Origin of the sequence: Scytonema hofmannii PCC 7110 (assembly GCF_000346485.2) — a bacterium.
Classification (GTDB): Bacteria; Cyanobacteriota; Cyanobacteriia; order Cyanobacteriales; family Nostocaceae; genus Scytonema; species Scytonema hofmannii.
Genome location: NZ_KQ976354.1, coordinates 3,551,858 through 3,570,667 on the forward strand (window position 1 = coordinate 3,551,858; position 18,810 = coordinate 3,570,667).

Sequence of the window (18,810 nt, forward strand, 5' to 3'; positions counted from 1 at the left end):
CAGCAGTGACTGAATAACAATTTTGCTACACGTCTCTTAATTACTGGTAGTTAAAGTTACTTTTAACAAACTTCTTTAATAGATTGCATATATTTTCAGTATAATCCGTTATTTTTTTACAAAACTTAAAGACAATACCATTTTAGATTTTGGATTTTAGATTTTGGATTGAGAAAGCCTTACCTAGACGCAATCATTCAGTAAAAATACTTAGACAAACAATCATACTTTTTATGACCTTTTCTAACTGTCAAAGCCTAGTGAATGATTTAAAGTAAAAACATCACGAGATTCAACCTCAAGCTTCCGCACTCAGAGTTTTCTCTGAGTGCTTTTAGTTTTTTATAGGAAGCAAGCGAAAACCCCGAAGTGAAAACTACAAATTGATGATATCCATTTTAAATACCTCGTTGAGAAGAAATTGTAGTCTATAGCTGTCACTAGCTGCGTATAGTATGTATAAAATAGTAGGTATTGCTCGCGAAAATTAAATGGTGGGTATTGCCCACCCTACTTAGAGGTGATGCGTGAGAGTAGTAATTGATACATAAAAATTGTTCAATATCACCCGATCGGATGACCCAGTTGGATGAAGTCGAGCGATCGCTCTTCACTATATTCTTATTTTGTAACCAAAGACGAACGACTAACAAGGAATTCGGACTGCAAATCTTAAGAATCATCTTTGTTTCTGGACGAGTCGTCCCGGATTTCTGTACTCTTTGCGAGGTTCTGATGAGCGAGCAAGAAAAAGCAAATATTCACTCAGCGTATCAAATAGCAGCAGAAATGACCTATCTTGTAGCGGTTGGTTTGAGCAAGGCAAAAGAAAAATCAGAAGCCAGAAAAATGCATCGCCATCGGAACAATAGGACACCGTTTTCAAATTAAACAAAACTCTCTAGAATCATTAGATAGCATCACATAAAAAAGAGAGACGTTATAAGTAACGCCTCTCTTTTTTATTGACTACATCTACCGCACAACATATCGAGTTGCTTCAGCATCTATTGGTTTGGTGAAGTACAACCGCAAGATTTGCCAAGCGTTTGAAACGTAATAGGGTAGCTTTTGGAAGAACTGCAAGAATTTGGGAGTGTTGGAGTTAGCGATCGCGCTCAACTTCTCGTTGTTCTTGACACAAACTTCCAAACGCTCGTAGAACTCCGGATTCTCAACATCCAGCATGACGGGGAAGACTCGCCCTGCTGTTTCATTGGTTTTTTCAATGACGTACTTATCATATTCCCGTGCATCTAAACCAATTGACGCATAAAAGTCTTTGCGCTGCACATCATTTAGATACATAGTGGCAAAGACTGATAGCAGGAAGAACCGACACCATAACCGCGCCTTCCAATCGTTCAGCATTTGTGGCTGAGATTTCATGATGGCATCAAAGAAATCACCGTGACGATTTTCATCTTGACACCAGTTCTCAAACCAACGGAAAATCGGATAAATCCGGTCTTCTGGGTGCGCTTCTAAGTGACGGTAAATTGTGATATACCGCCAATAACCAATCTTTTCTGAAAGATAGGTGGCGTAGAAGATAAATTTTGGTTTAAAGAAAGTGTACTTGCGGCTCTTAGTTAAAAACCCTAAATCTAGTGACAGATTAAAATCTGACAGTGCTTTGTTGAGGAAGCCAGCATGACGTGCTTCATCCCGAGACATGAGATTAAAGCATTCTGCCAAAACGGGGCTTTTATCCTTTAAACGACGACCGAGTTCTTTGTAAAGCAAAAATCCAGAAAATTCTGCTGTACAGGAACGTTCCAAAAATTCAACGAACAACCGACGAGTTTCCCCATCAATACGATCCCAGGATTGTTCAAACTCGGAATCCCGAACAAAGTGATGGCGGTTGTAGTCCGCACGAAACTCTTCTAAGATGGCTCGCAACTCATCTTCGTTGACGGAAATGTCCATCCGTGACATCTCATCAAAGTCAGTTGTGTAGAATCGGGGGGTCAGCAGGGTTTCCTGGGCTGGGACTTTAATCCCTGGCCGTATTTCTTCAAAGCCTGGTTTTTTTAGGGAATCTACCATGTCCTGATTGCCATGAATGTCTTATTATTCCGTGGTTTCTGGCACAGTAATGAGAAGTACTCTCACATACTTTGACAGACGACAGTATTTTATTTGTATAGTTCAGTCTACCAAGGCTAGGGGTAATAACAGACGCCTAAAACGTTAAGACTTGCAACAATACTTCGATGAACGATCCTATCGGGTGAAGTGCAATTTTATTTTCCCGAACTATCCTAGAGATAGGACATCAAGCATATTTGTGTTATGTATGGGAATTTTATTGGAATTATGAATATTTTTATGAACCGCAGAGTCGCAGAGCGCGCAGAGAGAAAAAGAGGATTCTAAAATCAGTCCCAATCTTTATGTATATAATGTAACAATTATAAGATTTTTATTACTGATTTTCTTGATTGCTAAAATTTTGAACAAAACAGTATGGGAACGCCGTCTGGGAAAACAAGCACGAAGGTTGAGGGGTTGGCACAGGATGAATGCAGGCAATAATAACACAAATAAAGAACATCAAGATCGTCTTCTGGTCTCTTACATCTTAAATGTCGTTGGATTTTTAGGGCTAATGAGTGGGTTGCACCGCTTGTATAATGGCAAGATCGGGACTGGTTTGTTGTGGATGTGTACTTTTGGTTTGCTGGGGATTGGGCAGTTTGCCGATTTGTTCCTTATCCCTAATATGGTTAACGAACATGAAATGAGGCTCAAGCTCAAAGCTGGTGTGTCTCCTTTTGGCGTACCTTTAAATCAACCTCCTGCAGCAACTCAGGTTGACAAATCGCCTCAAGAAAAACTGATGATAAAGCTGCTGAAAGTGGCGGAGAAAAGAAGTGGCAGAATCACTGTGACTCAAGGAGTCATGGAAACTGAGGCTAGCTTTACGGAAGTGGAAGCAACGCTCAAGCAAATGATGAAATCGGGTTATGTAACGGTAGATAACGATCCCATTACAGGAGCCGTTACCTACCACTTTCACGAGCTTGGCTAGTTTCTTCCCAACCACTTTTGACCGTTTAAACGCTGCACAATACCAAACACTAAAAGATCTAGTGTGATTTTGCGCTCATCTATGAGGAATGACTCAAGAGTGCTGGGCTTTTTTCCTTCGTTACAGGAAAAAGCTTTTTTCCCTTGAATATCTTCTTCAGGAAAATACAGGTTAAACTGGCGCAGCCCGTTTTGCCAACTACCTGCTATTTGCCAACAGTCTTCAGCTTTTTCATAGCCAGAGATGGGAAGTTTCTGCTTGGCAAAAGATATTTGTAAATCTTGAACTCCTTCTTTTGCGATCGCTTTTTGTAAAGCTGGCAAGTAGTCTTGCTGTATAAACTCTACAAATGGTTTATCTTCAACACCAGGTGCTTTTTCTTTTTTTGCCCCAGCCTTAGCGGCGGCGGCTGGTTTTTCATCCGCATCTCCTGTAGCTTTACCTGCTGGCTTTTCCCGTTTGGGTGGCGCAGTTTTGGTTGTTGCTGCATTGGGATTCGTTTCTGGGTTTGCCGTTTTGGGGTCTGGAGCGTTGGCAGTTGGAATGCTTGTTGCTTCAGAGGAATCTGTGCTGGGAGCGTTTTCTTCAGCAACACTGGGGGCTTGCTTATCAACAGTGCTGGGAGCAACTTCTCCTGCTTGATTGTGATTTGTTTCTTCTGCCATTGCTTGGAGTCAATCCTTCCGACTTGACTGTGTCACTTTCATTTTGACATAGCTTCATGAGTTATCAACGCACCTTCAGATCCCCGACTTCTTTGAGCAGTCGGGGATCTTTATGAAAATCCCTCTTCCCAACTCCCAACTCCCTACTCCCTACTCCGATAACTGACTGAACAACTCTGCTAGCACCACATTAGAGAACAAAAAACCTTCGGGATCGGTTAGCCGCAACCTTCCAAGAGCAACTTCTACCCAGCCTTTCTCATAATAGGTTGCACAACACCGCTCGATCTCTTTTACCTTGTCTTCGCCGAACTGTGCTGCCAAAACAGCTAAGCTGACTCCTTCTGCCAAACGCAGCCCTAACATTAAAGTTTCTAATAAAACTTCATCTGGTGGTGTAACATCACAATCAACGATCGCTCCATTTTGCACCCACCGATAATATTCCTTGGTTGTACGCGGGCGGTTGAAGCGTTTTCCTTCAACATAACTTGCCGCACCCATGCCAAAGCCATAATAAGGACGGTTTTCCCAGTAAACTCGATTGTGGCGGCATTGATGTCCTGGTTGGGCGTAGTTAGAAATTTCATAATGTTCGTAGCCTGCATTTTTTAAAAATTTCTGTGCTAACCGATACATTTCAACTGTAATTTCATCGGTTGGTAAAGGTCGATCCCCTGGTTTGTAATACCGCCCAAAAGGAGTTTGTGGCTCAATTGTCAAGTCATAAATAGAGATATGTGTAGGTGATAGAGCGATCGCTTTTTCTAAAGATTCTTCCCACCTATCTAAAGTTTGATGCGGTAATCCGGATATTAAATCTATGCTGAATTCGGGAACTGCGACTATCCGGATTAAATCTACAGCTGCGAAAATGTCAGATACAGCGTGCGATCGCCCACTCACCTTTAATAAATCATCCTGAAAAGCTTGCACGCCCAAACTAATCCGGTTTGTGCCTGCTGCACGGTAGCCTTGTATATGGGCTAAGTCAAATGTGCCTGGATCCATTTCCATGGAAATTTCAGCTTCAGGCGATATACCAAACTGCCTATCTAACGCTGTCAATATCGTTTGTAACTGTTCTACAGAGAGGAGGGAGGGAGTACCGCCACCAAAAAAAATGGTCTGCAATGGTTGACCGAGAGTAGGTGTGATGGTGATTTCTTGACACAAAGCGCTAACGTACTGAGAAATAGTGCCTGATGTTTCACCCCGCAAGCGATCTCCTACAACTGATACAGGAAAATCGCAGTAGAAGCATCGCCGCCTGCAGAAGGGAATGTGAACATAAGCAGAGGAAGGAGCGCTGGAAACATTGACTGGATGAACCATTTTGATAAAGATTTAAATTATTAATCGAAGAGTTACAAATCATGAAAATTACTATGTTATTTAGATTTTTTTATCGTTTTACAACAAAAAGATGAAAAAGATAAAGCATAAAACTCTTTGGTTATAATGAGTGCAGATCTTGTCAGACAAAACTCTTAGAAAGTATGTAAGGATGAGGGATATAAGATGAAAAAATTTTATACACATTCTAGAAAGGGGACAATCTCCTGGATAAATTCATAAAGGGATTTCACTTTATACTTCATTCTCCACACTTTATCCTTATGTCTAAATCTATCTTACCGAGGAAATAAAACATACCTTATTTGCTCGGTAAACACAGTTCCAAAAAAACAACACAATCATGGTTGACGCAATTATTATTTTCTCATTCGTCCTAGCCGCAACGGGCATAGGTTACTACAGTATAGACCTACTACCAAGTGGGGCGATCGCTAACGTTAGCAACCAAGAAGCTTTACGCTTAGTCTTTGCTGCTTTCACCGCTATCATTGGCGGTGCAGTCGGATTAAGATTTCAGACAGGATACCGTCGCTTGGAATCACAAGTCCGGGAATTACCATTCGATGTAATTCTCACTCGTGCCATTGGCTTGGTCGTTGGGCTACTGATAGCTAACTTGATGCTTGCTCCGTTGTTTTTGCTACCAATTCCAGCAGATTTTAGCTTTATTAAACCCTTGGTAGCTGTTGTGGGTAGCATAGTTCTATCGTATACGGGCATGAATTTAGCTGATTCTCACGGACGGGGATTGCTACGACTAATTAACCCCAGTACCGTAGAGTCAATGGTGGCGGAAGGCACTTTAAAACCTGCCACTACCAAAGTTTTAGACACTAGCTGTATTATAGATGGTCGTATTGAATCTTTGTTGGAAACTGGGTTTCTAGAAGGGCAACTGCTTGTACCCCAGTTTGTCTTACAAGAATTGCAACAAGTTGCTGATGCCAGTAAAGACCAAAAACGAGTCAGGGGAAGACGCGGACTGGAAATTCTTAACAGAATTAAAGGTTCTTACCCAGATCGTATTGTGATTAACCCCACCGACTATGAGGACATCGCGACTGTTGATGCTAAGTTGGTGCGGTTTGCTCAAGAAATTAGCGGTACGTTACTGACCAATGATTACAACTTATCAAAAGTTGCGAGCGTACAGAAAGTTCCCGTACTGAATGTTAATGACTTAGTAAACGCAGTGCGTCCCAGTTACTTACCAGGTGACAATATTGACATCAAGGTACTTAAAGAGGGTAAAGAACCAAGTCAAGGCATTGGCTATCTTGACGATGGCACAATGGTTGTGGTTGAAGAAGGGAGTGGTTACGTAGGAGGCGAAATCCGGGTTGTTGTCACGAGTGCTTTGCAAACTTCTGCAGGAAGGATGATTTTTGCCAAACCACAAGCTTCTGCGATCGCATGACATCAAAATGACAAGAATTAGGGTTAAACTTTGCAACCGATGTGGGTAAGAAACTGTCACTTAATTCCTACCCATTTCTACCTATAGCTCCTCCTGATTGGGTAGGTCTGATATAAGTTGGTCAACAAATTCCCTAAGCCGTTCTTTCCAGTCAGGAACGGCTTTTAATTTTTCCCGCACACCCTCTCGGACGTTGAAACAGACAGGTTAACCGCATCGGTTCTTTGTCGAGTTAAATATGAAGAAGATGGGCAATGGGTTTTTGTTTGCGTTAATTGTTGGGAACAAGTGAGTCAAGATAACCCATTTTATGTTTACGGAGGAACGTGGAAAGCAAAGAAGAAAGATTGAACAAAATTTTTGATTTTTGATTTTTGATTGAGAAAGCCTTGCCTAGATTTTATATCATCCAACTATCTGTGGCATTCTTTTTTCAAATTAGTATAAATTATGAAAAAAACAATTGGTGTTGTAGCTAGAGAGTACAATGGAAACACTGCTCGGTTTGGAGCACAAACCACTTTCTTGGAAGATATGGTAAGAGAATCTCAAAATCTTCCCATCGAATTGGTAGTATTTTCTCCATATACTTGGCAGCCAGGAGGATTCGAGATTAATGGGTATAGCTTTCGTGACGGCGATTGGATTGCTAACAGACAAACCATGCCTAACCTTCTCTATTATAGATTTATTTCTCGTACTAATGAGAAGAGATATATCAAAGATTTCCAGTGTTTTTTGAGACAGAACAACTTTGACTTATTATCTCCTTTTGAGCTAGTTTATTTATTGCAAAATAAAATCAGATTTTATAATTTTTTAATTGAGAATCATATTCCTACAATTCAGTCTGTTCTCATCAAAGATGCTTCTGAAGAAGTGGTAGAAAGTTTTCTAACCTACAGTAACTGTATATATATAAAGCCAATTTGGGGTCAGAGAGGAAAGGGCATTGCGATCGTTAAGCAGAGAGAATGCAATCAAGACTCTTTAGACTTAATGACAGAAAGTTGTACTAAAATTCCTCGTAAAGATTTACTAGAAACTTTAAAAACAAAATTCAATTTAAACTATTTTTTACTACAGCCAAAAGCAAAGGTTGTTGAGTTAGATAGTTCGCATTTTGACGTAAGAATAATTGTTCAAAACTCTGGAAACGCAAATTATCAAGTTACAGGTATGGGGGTGAGAATTGGTAGCAAAAAGTCTTGGATTACAAATATAAGCGGTGATGCCAAAGCTGTATCTATTTATGAATTGAGGGAATTTTATCAAAAAAATTATGGTAAGAGTATTGATTCAGAGATTGTTATAATCACAGATATTTGTCTTGAATGCTGCCACAAACTTCATGCCAAATTTGGGAATTTTGCAGAAATCGGTTTTGATATTTTATTGACTTTGGATAAAGGTCCTGTCGTTTTAGAAGCCAATTCTCAACCTGGGCGGAAGATATTTAAAGCGATCGCGAGTTTGTATGAAGAAAATTCTGCTGAATTTCTCAGATATAAAGAGCTTAGACGCACAAGTATTAGACTTCCTCTCATTTTTGCCTTGAATAATCGCTAATAGTTCACCGCATTAATTTTGAGAAGTTGCAAGATCCCCGACTTCCAATACGGTTCGGATAAGCACGCACCTCAGAAACCCGGTATCTCAAAGATACCGGGTTTCCCTGGTCGCCATTACCGTTAACCGAACCGTATTGCTGTACCTCTTACTTTGTCTCCTTGTGCTTTGTTCGTTTCATCTCCATTTGTTTAAGCAATTGTAAATATAAGGAATAACTTGTTTCTGTGTCCGTGCGGTTCTTGTATGAATCCGTTAATCGAGTTTCCTCTGTTTCTATACCGATAACTTTACGGGCAACAAACTTAACAACTTTCTTTCTTTTTCTCGCTTGCTTTTCTTCTGTTCCTGTGCCAAGGACTCTACGAAGAATCGATTTAATTTTTCTTTTGATTTTTTCTCTTTTTTTCATCAATGGTTAACACTAAGAATAAAGTCTACAAAATTTATTTTTCATGCTTCAGACTTTAATAATATTAATTCTCATAAATTTCTAGGGGTAAATTATCTGGATCTTTGAAAAAAGTAAACTTCTTTCCTGTTATTTCATCAATTCTGATATTTTCTGCTTCTATTCCTTGGGAGCTTAAATCACTGACAGTTTGTTCAATATTATCTACTTGAAAAGCTAAATGTCTTAAACCACAAGCTTCAGGGGTGCTGACTCTTTTTGGAGGCGATAGAAAAGAAAACAACTCAATTTGGTGATTTTCCCCCACTCGTAAATCTAATTTATAAGAATTTCTATGAGCGCGAAAGGTTTCTTGAATAATAGAAAAACCTAAAACTTCTACATAAAACTTTTTTGAGCGCTCGTAATCAGAACAGATAATCGCCACATGATGAATACCAGTTATTTTCATAATTTTTTCCAAGTTCACTCCCGTTCAATTGCCCCTTAATTCTCTCATTGTTAAGAGGATGTTTGCAAAGTTTTGGCGAATATAATTCGCCACTATACAAACGTAGTTCGCAAGGCAAGGACTCACCAAAAACCAAGGTTTTGAAACCCACGTAGGTGGGTTTCGCCTGTATAGCCGCGATTTTTAATCGCCAAGGCAGGTATTAAATAGAACTTCTCAGACATCCTCTAAGACGGCATTCCCAGGCGGAGCCTGGGAACGAGGCGATCCCTACTCCCCACTCCCTACTTCCTACTCCCTTTTTCAAACTAAGAATCTTGCAAAATAGTCTTAGAAACAATCCGGGTTTTCTTACGATCGCTCTCGGATAACTCTTCTCCTGCTTGCAGCCGAGTGGCAGAGGTTTGCAAGACAGTCGCAGCGCCAGTATCTCCCATTTGCAGAGCAGTTTTAGCGGCGGTTTGCAACATTGTAGCAGCACCAGCGCGATCGCCTTGTTGCAATTTTGCCTCTGCCAGTTGTGTTTGTCGGTACTTAGCGAGTGCCAAAATATGTTGCTGCACTTGAGCATCAGCCGCAGGTTGGTAGGAACGAACAACATTTGCCTCAACAGGAATTGTTTCTGAGAGTAATCCTGTCTTGTCTTGAGATGGATCGTCGTAGCGAACCTGCACTTTGGCGATCGTTTGCCTACCTTCTGCTAACTGTCCCAAATAAATATTGGTAAGCACAACACGTTTTGCATCCTTCATCAAATCACCCAAACGAACGGAGAACCGTCCATCAACTTCCAGTTGTACTGGCAATTCAATTGTGTCTGGGGCGACTTGGGCGACAGGTTTTAGTTCTGCTAACCGCACATTCGGTACAAATGAGAAAAGCAAGTAAGCATTGGTTAATCCCACCGTTTGAATGCGGGTAAACAAACGACCAAACTCATCCACCACCTGTTCTGGTTGCTGAACATAAGACAAAGTCCCACCACCAGCATCAGCAATTTTTTCCAGAACATCTTGGTTCCAATTGTCACCGAATCCTAAGGTGTTTAAAGTTAAACTATAGCCTGCAGCCAATTGGGCAAATTTTAAACAACGGTTGTTGTCACCGTGTTCATTTTCACCGTCAGTCAATAAGAAGGCTTGAGAAATAGTTTCTTTTTTTCCTTTTGCCAGTTCCTCTATACCCAAACGCAACCCCTCATCAATTGCAGTTCCGCCGTCAGCCGCAAGACGGTTTATTTGTTGCTTAATGCGTTCTGGATTTTCAAGCAATTGATTGGAAACCAGAACTTTGGCGCGGTGATCGAAAACAACAATACTAAGGCGATCGCCAGGACTGAGTCTGTCAACCAAGCGGATTGCTGCTTTTTTGACAATTTCTAGTGGTCGTCCACTCATAGAACCACTATGGTCGAGAATGAGGCATAGATTGAGAGGGACGTTACGATCCATCATTTCTGGCATTGCAGAAATAGAAATTGCCAACTGACGTTGACTATTAGATTGATTTGGATCTAAATTGCCATCATTGAGAGCTGGCTGCAAGCTAACCTTCATAATCCCCCAAGTTTCACACGGGCTATACTTATTTATAGATAACTTCAAACCGTCATTTCTGTTCTTCGGAAAATCTTTGTGACAAGAACTTTAAGAATCGCTTCATAAGTTCTTGGACATTTGTCATTGGTCACTGGTCACTGGTCACTGGTCACTGGTCACTGGTCACTGACCTAGAGAGAAATCCACACCTCCAACAGAGCTGGCATCGCGCTAGGATGTAGTACAGTTAACGGAATTAATTGAGCAACAGTTGCTATGGAAACCTCCCCCATCAAGGCTGTTCAAGCCCCATATTATGGCGATAGCTTCTACCGATCTCCACCGCCTGATTTGCCTTCTCTCATGCTGAAGGAACGAATCATTTACTTGGGACTGCCTTTGGTTTCACCGGATGAGTATAAACAGCAACTGGGCGTAGACGTAACAGAACTGATTATTGCTCAGCTTCTCTACCTACAGTACGACGATCCGGAAAAGCCAATTTACATTTACATCAACTCTACGGGTACTTCTTGGTACACGGGAGATGCTATTGGCGCTGAAACGGAAGCGTTTGCTATTTGCGATACCCTGAACTACATTAAGCCACCAGTCCATACTATTTGTATTGGTCAGGCAATGGGTACGGCAGCTATGATCTTATCTGCGGGAACGAAAGGTTACCGTGCCAGTCTCCCCAATGCCTCAATTGTGTTGCACCAGGCAAAACGCCGCACCGGCTACGGTCAAGCAACAGACATTCAAATTCAAGCACAAGAGGTGCTAACAAACAAGCAAATGATCCTGTCAATTTTGTCTCGGAATACGGGACAAACTCCAGAGAAAATTTCTAAAGATATGGATCGAATGTACTATATGACACCTCAAGAAGCTAAAGAATATGGCTTGATTGACCGGGTATTAGAAAGTGCAAAAGAACTTCCTCAAGTTGTGTCGGCGGCTCTTCCTGTTAAATCTTAATAGGTAAGTAAGTCGCGATCCGGCTTTACTCCGATAAGCAGGAGGCTTATCGCAGTTTTTCTTCTAGCTTAAACTTTGAATACAAAAATTTTGAACTATTATGCCGATTGGTGTTCCTAGAGTCCCTTATCGTTTTCCTGGGGAACCTTATACCCAGTGGATTAATATTTACGAACGCCTTGCTTTGGAACGAATCATTTTCCTGAGTGGAGAAGTCACCGATGGTATGGCTAATGCCATCATTGCTAGACTGCTTTACATGGATTCTGACGATCCAACCAAGGATATCAGTATTTACATCAACTCCCCTGGTGGTTCAGTGACAGCAGGTCTTGCAATCTATGACACAATGCACCATATCAAAGCAAATATCGTGACAATTTGCGTAGGTATGGCAGCTTCCATGGGGTCGTTCCTCCTAGCCGCAGGAACAAAGGGCAAACGTTTGGCTTTGCCCAACACTCGAATTCTTATTCACCAACCTCTTGGCGGTGCTCAGGGTCAAGCTACTGATATTCAAATTGAAGCTAAGCAAATTTTAAGAATGCGGCAGCAACTCAATGAAATGTTAGCAGCTCGCACGGGTCAACCTATAGAGAAAATTCAAAAAGATACTGACCGTGACTACTGGATGTCAGCTCAAGAGGCGAAGGAGTACGGTTTGATTGACCGTGTGATTGAGGAGAGGTAGGGAGTAGGGAGTAGGGAGTAGGGGGACAAGGACGAATGGCTCGTGTCTAATCCAAAATCTAAAATCCAAAATCCAAAATCCAAAATCTCCACTCCCCACTCCCCACTCCCTATAAAAATGTAAATTATGGACTTTAAAGCAAAAATTGAGTCATTATCATCATAAAAACTTCACGCTTAGGCTTTAAGCTAATAGCTGATATTCGTCTCACGCTGATAGCTCAGATGGATCTAGGAGATTGCTACCGTTTATTAGGTCTCAGGTCGGGAGCCTCGTTTTCCGACATTAAATTGTCATACCGTCGTTTGGCGCAGCAGTATCATCCTGATATCAACCCAGATGACAAAAAAGCGAAAGAAAAGTTTATTGCCGTAACTGAGGCATATAAACTACTGTTGCAGGTGGTTCCCCCGGAAAATACATTCCGCCAAGGAACTCAGTCACAAACAGTTGAACGTCAGGAAACTTCCCCGCGCCCGGAACCTCCAAAGAAGGAAAAACCAAAACCAAAACCGCCTAATGTTGTGGAAATAGAAAGGCGGCTAAAGTGGCGTACTTACGAGCAATTGCAACAGTTCTTGAAGCAAAAGCGCTTTCCGCAAGCAACTGCCTTGGCGGAAGCATTGGCACAGCGTCTCCCAGATGATGCGGAAGTACGTCAATGGCAGGCTATTGCATATCAACTTTGGGGGCGATCGCTCATAGCAGACAACCAGCCCTTAAAAGCTAGAATTTATCTTAAAAAAGCTCTGAAGACCGATCCCAATAACAAAACTTTGGGGATTGAGGTGCAGCGAGATTTTGAGCGTTTAGAGCAGAAGATTTTTTAAGCCCTGCACTCAAGAAAGGTATCAACGCATACTGTTAAGAAGTACGTCGGTTTTGCTGTTGCAAAATGTTTAAGTTCTAAGGTCAAGTACAGTTTGGGAATGAGCATTATTCCATTTCTCGACAAGCTCTATAACTGTATGCCTATCAACTGGTGAACGTTGCTTTTCAATTCTTCGGACTCGACCTACTAATTCGGGTGGATACGCTTCATAGGAATTTGGGTTACGCTCTACAGCTTGCACGTGGTACTTTGAGGTGTGAGTAAAGGCGTTTTTCCCAACCACTGGTCTGAGTTCATCTGGTTGGTAGTTGGTTACTAGCTGTACGGCATGGGCTAATTTAGGAATTTGTTCTAGGGGAAAGCGTTTTTCTCCTCTCTTTTGGTGAAGAATAACGGCCAGTTGAAGTAAATCTGTGATACCCGTTCTTTCTCCAATTCCTAAAATAGATGTATCTACAACAGAAGCTCCAGCATCAATAGCTACAAGTGCATTTGCTACTGCTAAACCAAAGTCATTGTGTAAATGCACCTCAAGCTCGCAATCAAAAGTGTTGACAAATCGCGATACCAATGACTGACAAGTAGATGGTTCCAAAATCCCGACTGTATCAGCTAAACTTATACGTTCTGCGCCTGCTATCAGCGCTATCTCAGTTACCCATTCAATATCATCCCAAACTGTTCGAGAGGCATCTTCAATCGTAAAACGTACTTTTAAATCTAATTTTTTTGCCTCTGCGATCGCAGCTTGTATTTTCTGGCTAATATATTCTTTGTTACGGTTAACAAATTTGGTTTCCGTTGCTAAATGATTAACTGAAGCCCAAATTCCTACCCAATCAGCTTTGGCTCGTTTAGCTGCTTGTATTTCTTCAACGTTTGCTCTCGCATGCATTAAGATTTGTGTAGAACGGGCTGCTTGAGCGACTTCCAAACAAATCTGTTCATCTTCTGGTGAAATCCCTGGATGACCTACTTCCACACAGTCTATTTGAAATTCTTCCAAAAGATGAAGAATTTTGATTTTATCTTGACTGCTAAAACGAACTCCTGCTTGTTGTTCGCCTTCGCGCAAAGTTGCATCCAAAATTTGGGGACTAGACTTATTACCGCAATCAGTTTTGTTTGACATGAGTTGCTTTTTTACATTGTTACACAAATAGCGGAAACATTCTCTGTAAAGGTTAACAAATGTTCGCGTGGCAAAACTATCATTCAATGACTTTTAAAGATAAAATCTTTATTAAGATTTGCTATCTGTATCGGATACAATGTTGCTATTTCTGTAGGGATATCATGGAGGAGCGAGGCTAAAGAAAAATATGTCATCTCTAATTATTCTAATCGCTGCAATAATTGTAGCTTTGTTAGTTTTCAGGGCGTTGTTCGGTGTATTTAAAATAGCGATTAGTACTGCGATCGCCGTCTTTCTCATTGTTGTTATCTTGAATGTTTTTGGCGTTAGTCCTGAAGCCCTGCTCCAAGAAGTAACAAAATTACCAGAAACTTTACAGAAACTGTTAAGGGGGGGTTCGTGAAAGTTTTATAGTCAACACGGTTTATTGAAGAGGAATAAATTGGAGTTGTCCGGTACTGGGATGAGACTTGACTGTAACTAATTGTTGAATGTTTTGTTCTTTGCGATCGCCGTTATAGAGAAAAGAAATTTCTCCTGTAGCACCTCTTGCTGTAAAATTAGGGTCTGCCATTATCTGTTCTAAATTCACGCGATTCGCAAATGAAAGCTTTTCAGTTGCAGCCACAAACACGCGAGTGGCATCATAAGATAATGCTGTACGCCAATTGACTGGTTCCCCCCATAGCTTAATGGCGGCTTGTGTATATTGTCGGTTGGGACTGCTCAAGTGATGCCAAGGTATCCCTACCACCATTCCCTCTACATTATTGCCAGCACCTTCTAAAATATTAGGCATCAAAAGACTATCTCCACCCACAATAGGGTAACGTAACCGATTGGCACGAATTAAGCGAAACACAGTCTCAGAAATAAGACCATCATTATTGGGGAGCATAACAAGTATGTCAGCACCATGTGCTTGAACTTCACTCATAGCTTGAGTTGAATTAAAGTTTGGTGTTGATAAATCAAACTCTTTCACAACTGTCCCGCCACCTGCAGTAAAGCTTCTTTCTAATGTGTCTCGCATAGAAAGACTGTAGTTGCTTGTTTCATTAAAAAAGACGGCGGCTTTCCGTTTCTTAGCGTTTGTAAGCATATAGCTTGCTAAGTTTTGAGCAATATCCCTGTCAGTGTATGCTATTCTACGAAAATAACAATGCGATTGCCGACACACAGTTGATAAATCTTTTGAGGTAGCAGTGGAAGAAATCAATGGTAACTTGTGCTTTTGATAAATACCGACAGCGCTGATAGTGGTATCGCTGGTAAAATGACCTACAACACCTAAAACATCAAGTTTCTTTACTAAAGCTTCTGCTATTTTCTTGGCTTGGTAAGGGTTATTGTTGTCAGTGGCAATAAGAATTTTAACTTTGTGATTTGTCTTGGGATTTTTATTAAATTCATCTTGAGCTTGAGCCACTCCCCGTAACATTTCTTTACTGACGTTGATACTATCGTTATTGTTTGTCATTGGAACAACAACAGCAAAAGTATAACTTTTCGGCGCTTGTTGAAAAATGCGAGCATTATTTAAGTAGATTAAAGTTTCGGGATCGGGGTTCTTTTTCCATGACTTCTCTAGCAAACCGATAGCAGCTTCATACCTTCCTGCTGCAAATGCTTTAACCCCTTCTTCTTTTTCCAGATTTATGCTTTGAGTAATAATAATTTGTTCTCCGCAACTTATGTTGTCATCGGTTGGGAATTTACTAAAGATACTCTTTGAACACCCATCCACTCGATTGACAAAAGATAAAGCGATTCCTCCAACCAAAACAGCAGCAAATACGGATGTAGCTGTTAACAGCTTTTTTATTGAAATTTTTTTCTGAGTTTTATTAATAGTCTGATGATGGATTTCTCCCAATTTGGAGTCAACTAAAGTATCAACAAGATTCAAATTAAGACTGCGAGAGAAACTTTGAGCCTGACCGTTATTTTCATAATAAGTAGATTGAACGTATGTTGGCTCAGATAAAACTTTTTTTAAACTTTCTGTTGACTGATATCTAATGTTGATTTCGCCTCTTTCTTCCAAATGAAGCTCATAAATTGTTTGTATTTCTCTTAATTTTTGTAAAATTTTTTTTGTATCTTGTGGACGTTTTATGGGCAACGGTTCCATCAAATCATCGATAAAATTTGCTAACAATTCAGAAATCTCTACCCGATCTCGCCAAACTTTTCTTTCCCTATCTTTAGGATCGGGAGAAAGCTCATAAGGTTCTTTACCTGTCAGCAAATAGACAAATGTACGACCTAAAGCAAAAAAATCTGATTGAGGAACAGCTTGACCTTGACATTGTTCTGGATCTGTGTACCCTTGGGAAGAAATTGTTGTGACTTCTTCTTGAGCTAAAGCTTCAGAGTAAGTATCTGTTAGTTCTCTAACTGCGCCAAAGTCTATCAGCACAAGTTCTCCATCAGATCTCAACATAATATTGGATGGTTTAATATCTCTATGAAACAGTCTTTTTTCATGAACTGTATCTACGATATTTACCAACTTAAACAACCACTCAACTGCTAATTCTTCCTGAATAGGACGGTTGTCTCTTTGTTGTAAATACTCTTGTAAATTTAATCCCTCGATTTTCTCCATCACGAAGCAAGGGAATAAAGTTAAGCTGTCTTTTACTTTGAATTGAAAGTAGCTATATCCTTTAGGAATGCCAGGATGGTTGATAGACTGTAAAACTTTTGCTTCTTTCTCAAATAACTCTACCAATTTGTTCTGTGGCTGTTCCAGAACTTTGAGGATTTTAACTCTTCCTTTTTCTAAAACTTCATAGACTGCTGTATACGGTCGTTTTTCCAGAACTTCAACGACTCTATAGCGACCCTCTAAAAGCAATTCTGAACCACAGGTAAAGCAAAACAGCCTACCATCAGGGTTATAAGGATTTCTACATCTGGGATTGATACAATAAGTCATACACTCGTAAACGACCCCACTCCTAGAAGGAGGGGGCTTTTAGTAGCCCTGAAGAGTCTGTACTGAGGGTACAATACAAACCATTCGAGCCTCCAGGCTGGTTTACAGACAGCCCCAAAGCTGCAATCATCCGCGATCCATTCAAGTCCGCATCACCTGACCAATTGCAATCGGGATTGATGCACTTGAACTTCTTATCAGATCGCTGTCCAATGTGCAAACAGTAGTGGCAAGTTTGCGAGGTATAGGCAGGTGGAACGGTGATAACTTCAACACCATCCCTCAATCCTTTATACTCCAAGAACATCCGCAACTGGTAGAAAGCCCATGAGTTGCTCCTACGACGCTCTGTTTTGTTGCGAGGTTTTTGGTTGGTACGTTCGCGGATACCTGTTAAATCCTCAATTGCCACAAATGCTTGTGTATGCTTGGCTTGTTGGATGATTGTTTTGCTAATTTTATGGTTAACCCATGTTTGAAACCGTCTCTCTCGCCCCGATAGCCGTGCCAAGATTTGCCGACAACGACGCCGACTCGACCTTGTGCGTGTGGAAGCTTTTTTCTGGAGAGACGCTCTGACCTTTGAATACTTGTCTCTGGTTTTTGTTAACTTTTCACCACTCCATGTGTCACCGTCGCTGGTCACTGCGATATCGCGACGCCCAAAATCAACACCAATCACTGTTTTAGTGGTTTGTGGATCGGGAACCTCATCTTTTAATTGGATGTGGATATAGTATTGCCCATCTCGGTGTTTACATAATTGAGCAGAAGTCGGTTTTCTACCTTTGAGCTTACCCCGTTGATAGTTTCCCGCGTCAATTTTGATATGTTCCCGACCTTGAGTAGTGGTTAAACTAACTGTCCAATCTTTTTCTCTAAATGCGAAAATCCGGGCATCATAATCAACCGAAGTAGGCTTAAATAGCTTGACGGGCTTCCCTTTTTTCTTCGCCGTCAAGCGATTAGCCCCTACTCTAGCGCAAGCCCTAACCGCCAAATTAGCGGACATTCCAAATTTAGCCCGCAGGTCTTCATAAACTATGTTTTGAATAGTAGCCTTGCTGGTTATCTGCGGTTTAACAACTTCGTTGGTGTAGTTGCAAGCATCTGCAAATGCATGGAGCACCCCTTCAAATTTCATCACTTGATTGGGGGTGGGTTGTAGCTTGCAAACTAGCGTTAGAACTTGTTCCATGAGTTCGACCCTCTCACATATGACTACTATTATAGACTACAAGTCCTCATCACGTGTTCCAAAAAAACTTGACAGCGATTGAAATCGCCTGCGCCTTACCCCCATGCATGAATGCAGGGGCTTCCACGGCGCGAAGACTTCGGTGAAGATGAATGGTAGTTAACGTGTTTGTACCCATATACCACTACCATCATTTTCCCTTATAACCTTTTTCTTTGAAAATTTCTTACCCCCTACTCCCCACCCCCTACTCCCCACTCCCTTTTTCAAGACAGGTTGGCAAGAAAAAACACAACTATATAACGAAATGTAACATCTCTAGAATTCGGTTCGTAGTTGCGCTAAGCGCGAAGACAGCGCAACGACAAACCAGTAATGATTATTTGCGCTGACTGACTTTTACTCATATAACAATCCTATTTGATTTGTGACAATTCACAGCGGTCAGATCCCCGACTTGTCAAAGAAGTCGGTGAGCTAAATTTTTCACGAATGATTTAGGATTGCTATATTATTTTAAGACTTAAAATAAATCATATAAAATAAAGGTGCTTTTAAGACTTGTAAAAATTTATAAATTC

17 protein-coding genes are annotated in these 18,810 nt (G+C 41.0%); 8 read left to right on the top strand and 9 right to left on the bottom strand.

Going from position 1 to position 18,810, the window contains the following annotated elements; genetic code table 11:
* Positions 1-540 precede the first annotated feature (540 nt).
* Positions 541-891, top strand: coding sequence for a hypothetical protein (locus WA1_RS54990; protein WP_148662693.1), 351 nt, complete (start codon positions 541-543; stop codon positions 889-891).
* Between the two features lie 84 nt (positions 892-975).
* Here WA1_RS54990 and acsF read toward each other — a convergent pair whose 3' ends face one another.
* Positions 976-2,052, bottom strand: a complete 1,077-nt coding sequence (gene acsF, locus WA1_RS15120; RefSeq protein ID WP_017742590.1) for a magnesium-protoporphyrin IX monomethyl ester (oxidative) cyclase — start codon at positions 2,050-2,052, stop codon at positions 976-978.
* A gap of 472 nt (positions 2,053-2,524) precedes the next feature.
* Between acsF and WA1_RS15125 the strand changes: the two genes are divergently transcribed.
* The gene (locus WA1_RS15125) at positions 2,525-3,037 is read left to right on the top strand and encodes a TM2 domain-containing protein (RefSeq protein ID WP_017742591.1); all 513 of its coding nucleotides are present in this window, start codon (positions 2,525-2,527) and stop codon (positions 3,035-3,037) included.
* Here WA1_RS15125 and WA1_RS15130 read toward each other — a convergent pair.
* Complete coding sequence (locus tag WA1_RS15130; RefSeq protein ID WP_017742592.1) at positions 3,034-3,702, bottom strand: DUF2996 domain-containing protein; 669 nt, start codon at positions 3,700-3,702, stop codon at positions 3,034-3,036. The two genes, WA1_RS15125 and WA1_RS15130, sit on opposite strands and share 4 nt — an antisense overlap.
* A gap of 150 nt (positions 3,703-3,852) precedes the next feature.
* A complete protein-coding gene (gene hemW, locus WA1_RS15135; protein WP_017742593.1) occupies positions 3,853-5,037 on the bottom strand; it encodes a radical SAM family heme chaperone HemW in 1,185 nt (394 codons plus the stop codon).
* 364 nt (positions 5,038-5,401) lie between these two features.
* Between hemW and WA1_RS15140 the strand changes: the two genes are divergently transcribed.
* A complete protein-coding gene (locus WA1_RS15140; RefSeq protein WP_017742594.1) occupies positions 5,402-6,478 on the top strand; it encodes a PIN/TRAM domain-containing protein in 1,077 nt (358 codons plus the stop codon).
* A gap of 450 nt (positions 6,479-6,928) precedes the next feature.
* Entirely contained in the window at positions 6,929-8,047 is a 1,119-nt protein-coding gene (locus WA1_RS15145; protein WP_017742595.1) for a YheC/YheD family protein, read from the top strand.
* A gap of 148 nt (positions 8,048-8,195) precedes the next feature.
* Here WA1_RS15145 and WA1_RS15150 read toward each other — a convergent pair whose 3' ends face one another.
* From WA1_RS15150 to WA1_RS15160, 3 genes are all read right to left on the bottom strand, one after another.
* Complete coding sequence (locus tag WA1_RS15150; RefSeq protein ID WP_017742596.1) at positions 8,196-8,459, bottom strand: hypothetical protein; 264 nt, start codon at positions 8,457-8,459, stop codon at positions 8,196-8,198.
* A gap of 64 nt (positions 8,460-8,523) precedes the next feature.
* Complete coding sequence (gloA2, locus tag WA1_RS15155; RefSeq protein WP_017742597.1) at positions 8,524-8,910, bottom strand: SMU1112c/YaeR family gloxylase I-like metalloprotein; 387 nt, start codon at positions 8,908-8,910, stop codon at positions 8,524-8,526.
* A 308-nt stretch (positions 8,911-9,218) separates the two neighbouring features.
* Entirely contained in the window at positions 9,219-10,466 is a 1,248-nt protein-coding gene (locus WA1_RS15160) for a vWA domain-containing protein (protein WP_017742598.1), read from the bottom strand.
* 258 nt (positions 10,467-10,724) lie between these two features.
* Between WA1_RS15160 and WA1_RS15165 the strand changes: the two genes are divergently transcribed.
* The 3 genes from WA1_RS15165 to WA1_RS15175 all read left to right on the top strand — a co-directional run bounded on the left by WA1_RS15165 (position 10,725) and on the right by WA1_RS15175 (position 12,950).
* On the top strand, positions 10,725-11,429 hold the full coding sequence (locus WA1_RS15165; protein ID WP_017742599.1) for an ATP-dependent Clp protease proteolytic subunit: 705 nt from the start codon (positions 10,725-10,727) through the stop codon (positions 11,427-11,429).
* 100 nt (positions 11,430-11,529) lie between these two features.
* The gene (locus WA1_RS15170; protein ID WP_017742600.1) at positions 11,530-12,120 is read left to right on the top strand and encodes an ATP-dependent Clp protease proteolytic subunit; all 591 of its coding nucleotides are present in this window, start codon (positions 11,530-11,532) and stop codon (positions 12,118-12,120) included.
* Between the two features lie 224 nt (positions 12,121-12,344).
* A complete protein-coding gene (locus WA1_RS15175; RefSeq protein ID WP_017742601.1) occupies positions 12,345-12,950 on the top strand; it encodes a J domain-containing protein in 606 nt (201 codons plus the stop codon).
* Positions 12,951-13,019: 69 nt separating this feature from the next.
* Here the strand turns inward: WA1_RS15175 and WA1_RS15180 are convergent, their stop codons facing one another.
* Positions 13,020-14,084 carry a LeuA family protein gene (locus tag WA1_RS15180; RefSeq protein ID WP_017742602.1) on the bottom strand — a complete coding sequence of 355 codons (1,065 nt, stop codon included), beginning with the start codon at positions 14,082-14,084 and terminating at the stop codon, positions 13,020-13,022.
* Positions 14,085-14,274: 190 nt separating this feature from the next.
* Between WA1_RS15180 and WA1_RS15185 the strand changes: the two genes are divergently transcribed.
* Positions 14,275-14,490, top strand: coding sequence for a hypothetical protein (locus WA1_RS15185; RefSeq protein WP_017742603.1), 216 nt, complete (start codon positions 14,275-14,277; stop codon positions 14,488-14,490).
* A 21-nt stretch (positions 14,491-14,511) separates the two neighbouring features.
* Here the strand turns inward: WA1_RS15185 and WA1_RS15190 are convergent, their stop codons facing one another.
* Together WA1_RS15190 and WA1_RS15195 are read right to left on the bottom strand one after the other, a co-directional pair.
* Positions 14,512-17,031 (bottom strand): bifunctional serine/threonine-protein kinase/ABC transporter substrate-binding protein, encoded by a 2,520-nt coding sequence (locus tag WA1_RS15190; protein WP_017742604.1) that lies wholly within the window; start codon positions 17,029-17,031, stop codon positions 14,512-14,514.
* Positions 17,032-17,053: 22 nt separating this feature from the next.
* Positions 17,054-18,229, bottom strand: coding sequence for an RNA-guided endonuclease InsQ/TnpB family protein (locus tag WA1_RS15195; RefSeq protein ID WP_017742605.1), 1,176 nt, complete (start codon positions 18,227-18,229; stop codon positions 17,054-17,056).
* Positions 18,230-18,810 lie beyond the last annotated feature (581 nt).

Bases quoted from the DNA above. Each gene is read 5' to 3' on its own strand.
- WA1_RS15130 (WP_017742592.1), bottom strand. From the start codon at position 3,702: ATGGCAGAAGAAACAAATCACAATCAAGCAGGAGAAGTTGCTCCCAGC.
- WA1_RS15125 (WP_017742591.1), top strand. From the start codon at position 2,525: ATGAATGCAGGCAATAATAACACAAATAAAGAACATCAAGATCGTCTT.
- gloA2 (WP_017742597.1), bottom strand. From the start codon at position 8,910: ATGAAAATAACTGGTATTCATCATGTGGCGATTATCTGTTCTGATTAC.
- WA1_RS15175 (WP_017742601.1), top strand. From the start codon at position 12,345: ATGGATCTAGGAGATTGCTACCGTTTATTAGGTCTCAGGTCGGGAGCC.
- WA1_RS15190 (WP_017742604.1), bottom strand. From the start codon at position 17,031: ATGACTTATTGTATCAATCCCAGATGTAGAAATCCTTATAACCCTGAT.
- WA1_RS15170 (WP_017742600.1), top strand. From the start codon at position 11,530: ATGCCGATTGGTGTTCCTAGAGTCCCTTATCGTTTTCCTGGGGAACCT.
- acsF (WP_017742590.1), bottom strand. From the start codon at position 2,052: ATGGTAGATTCCCTAAAAAAACCAGGCTTTGAAGAAATACGGCCAGGG.
- WA1_RS15180 (WP_017742602.1), bottom strand. From the start codon at position 14,084: ATGTCAAACAAAACTGATTGCGGTAATAAGTCTAGTCCCCAAATTTTG.
- WA1_RS15140 (WP_017742594.1), top strand. From the start codon at position 5,402: ATGGTTGACGCAATTATTATTTTCTCATTCGTCCTAGCCGCAACGGGC.
- WA1_RS15145 (WP_017742595.1), top strand. From the start codon at position 6,929: ATGAAAAAAACAATTGGTGTTGTAGCTAGAGAGTACAATGGAAACACT.
- WA1_RS15150 (WP_017742596.1), bottom strand. From the start codon at position 8,459: ATGAAAAAAAGAGAAAAAATCAAAAGAAAAATTAAATCGATTCTTCGT.
- hemW (WP_017742593.1), bottom strand. From the start codon at position 5,037: ATGGTTCATCCAGTCAATGTTTCCAGCGCTCCTTCCTCTGCTTATGTT.
- WA1_RS15195 (WP_017742605.1), bottom strand. From the start codon at position 18,229: ATGGAACAAGTTCTAACGCTAGTTTGCAAGCTACAACCCACCCCCAAT.
- WA1_RS15185 (WP_017742603.1), top strand. From the start codon at position 14,275: ATGTCATCTCTAATTATTCTAATCGCTGCAATAATTGTAGCTTTGTTA.
- WA1_RS15160 (WP_017742598.1), bottom strand. From the start codon at position 10,466: ATGAAGGTTAGCTTGCAGCCAGCTCTCAATGATGGCAATTTAGATCCA.
- WA1_RS15165 (WP_017742599.1), top strand. From the start codon at position 10,725: ATGGAAACCTCCCCCATCAAGGCTGTTCAAGCCCCATATTATGGCGAT.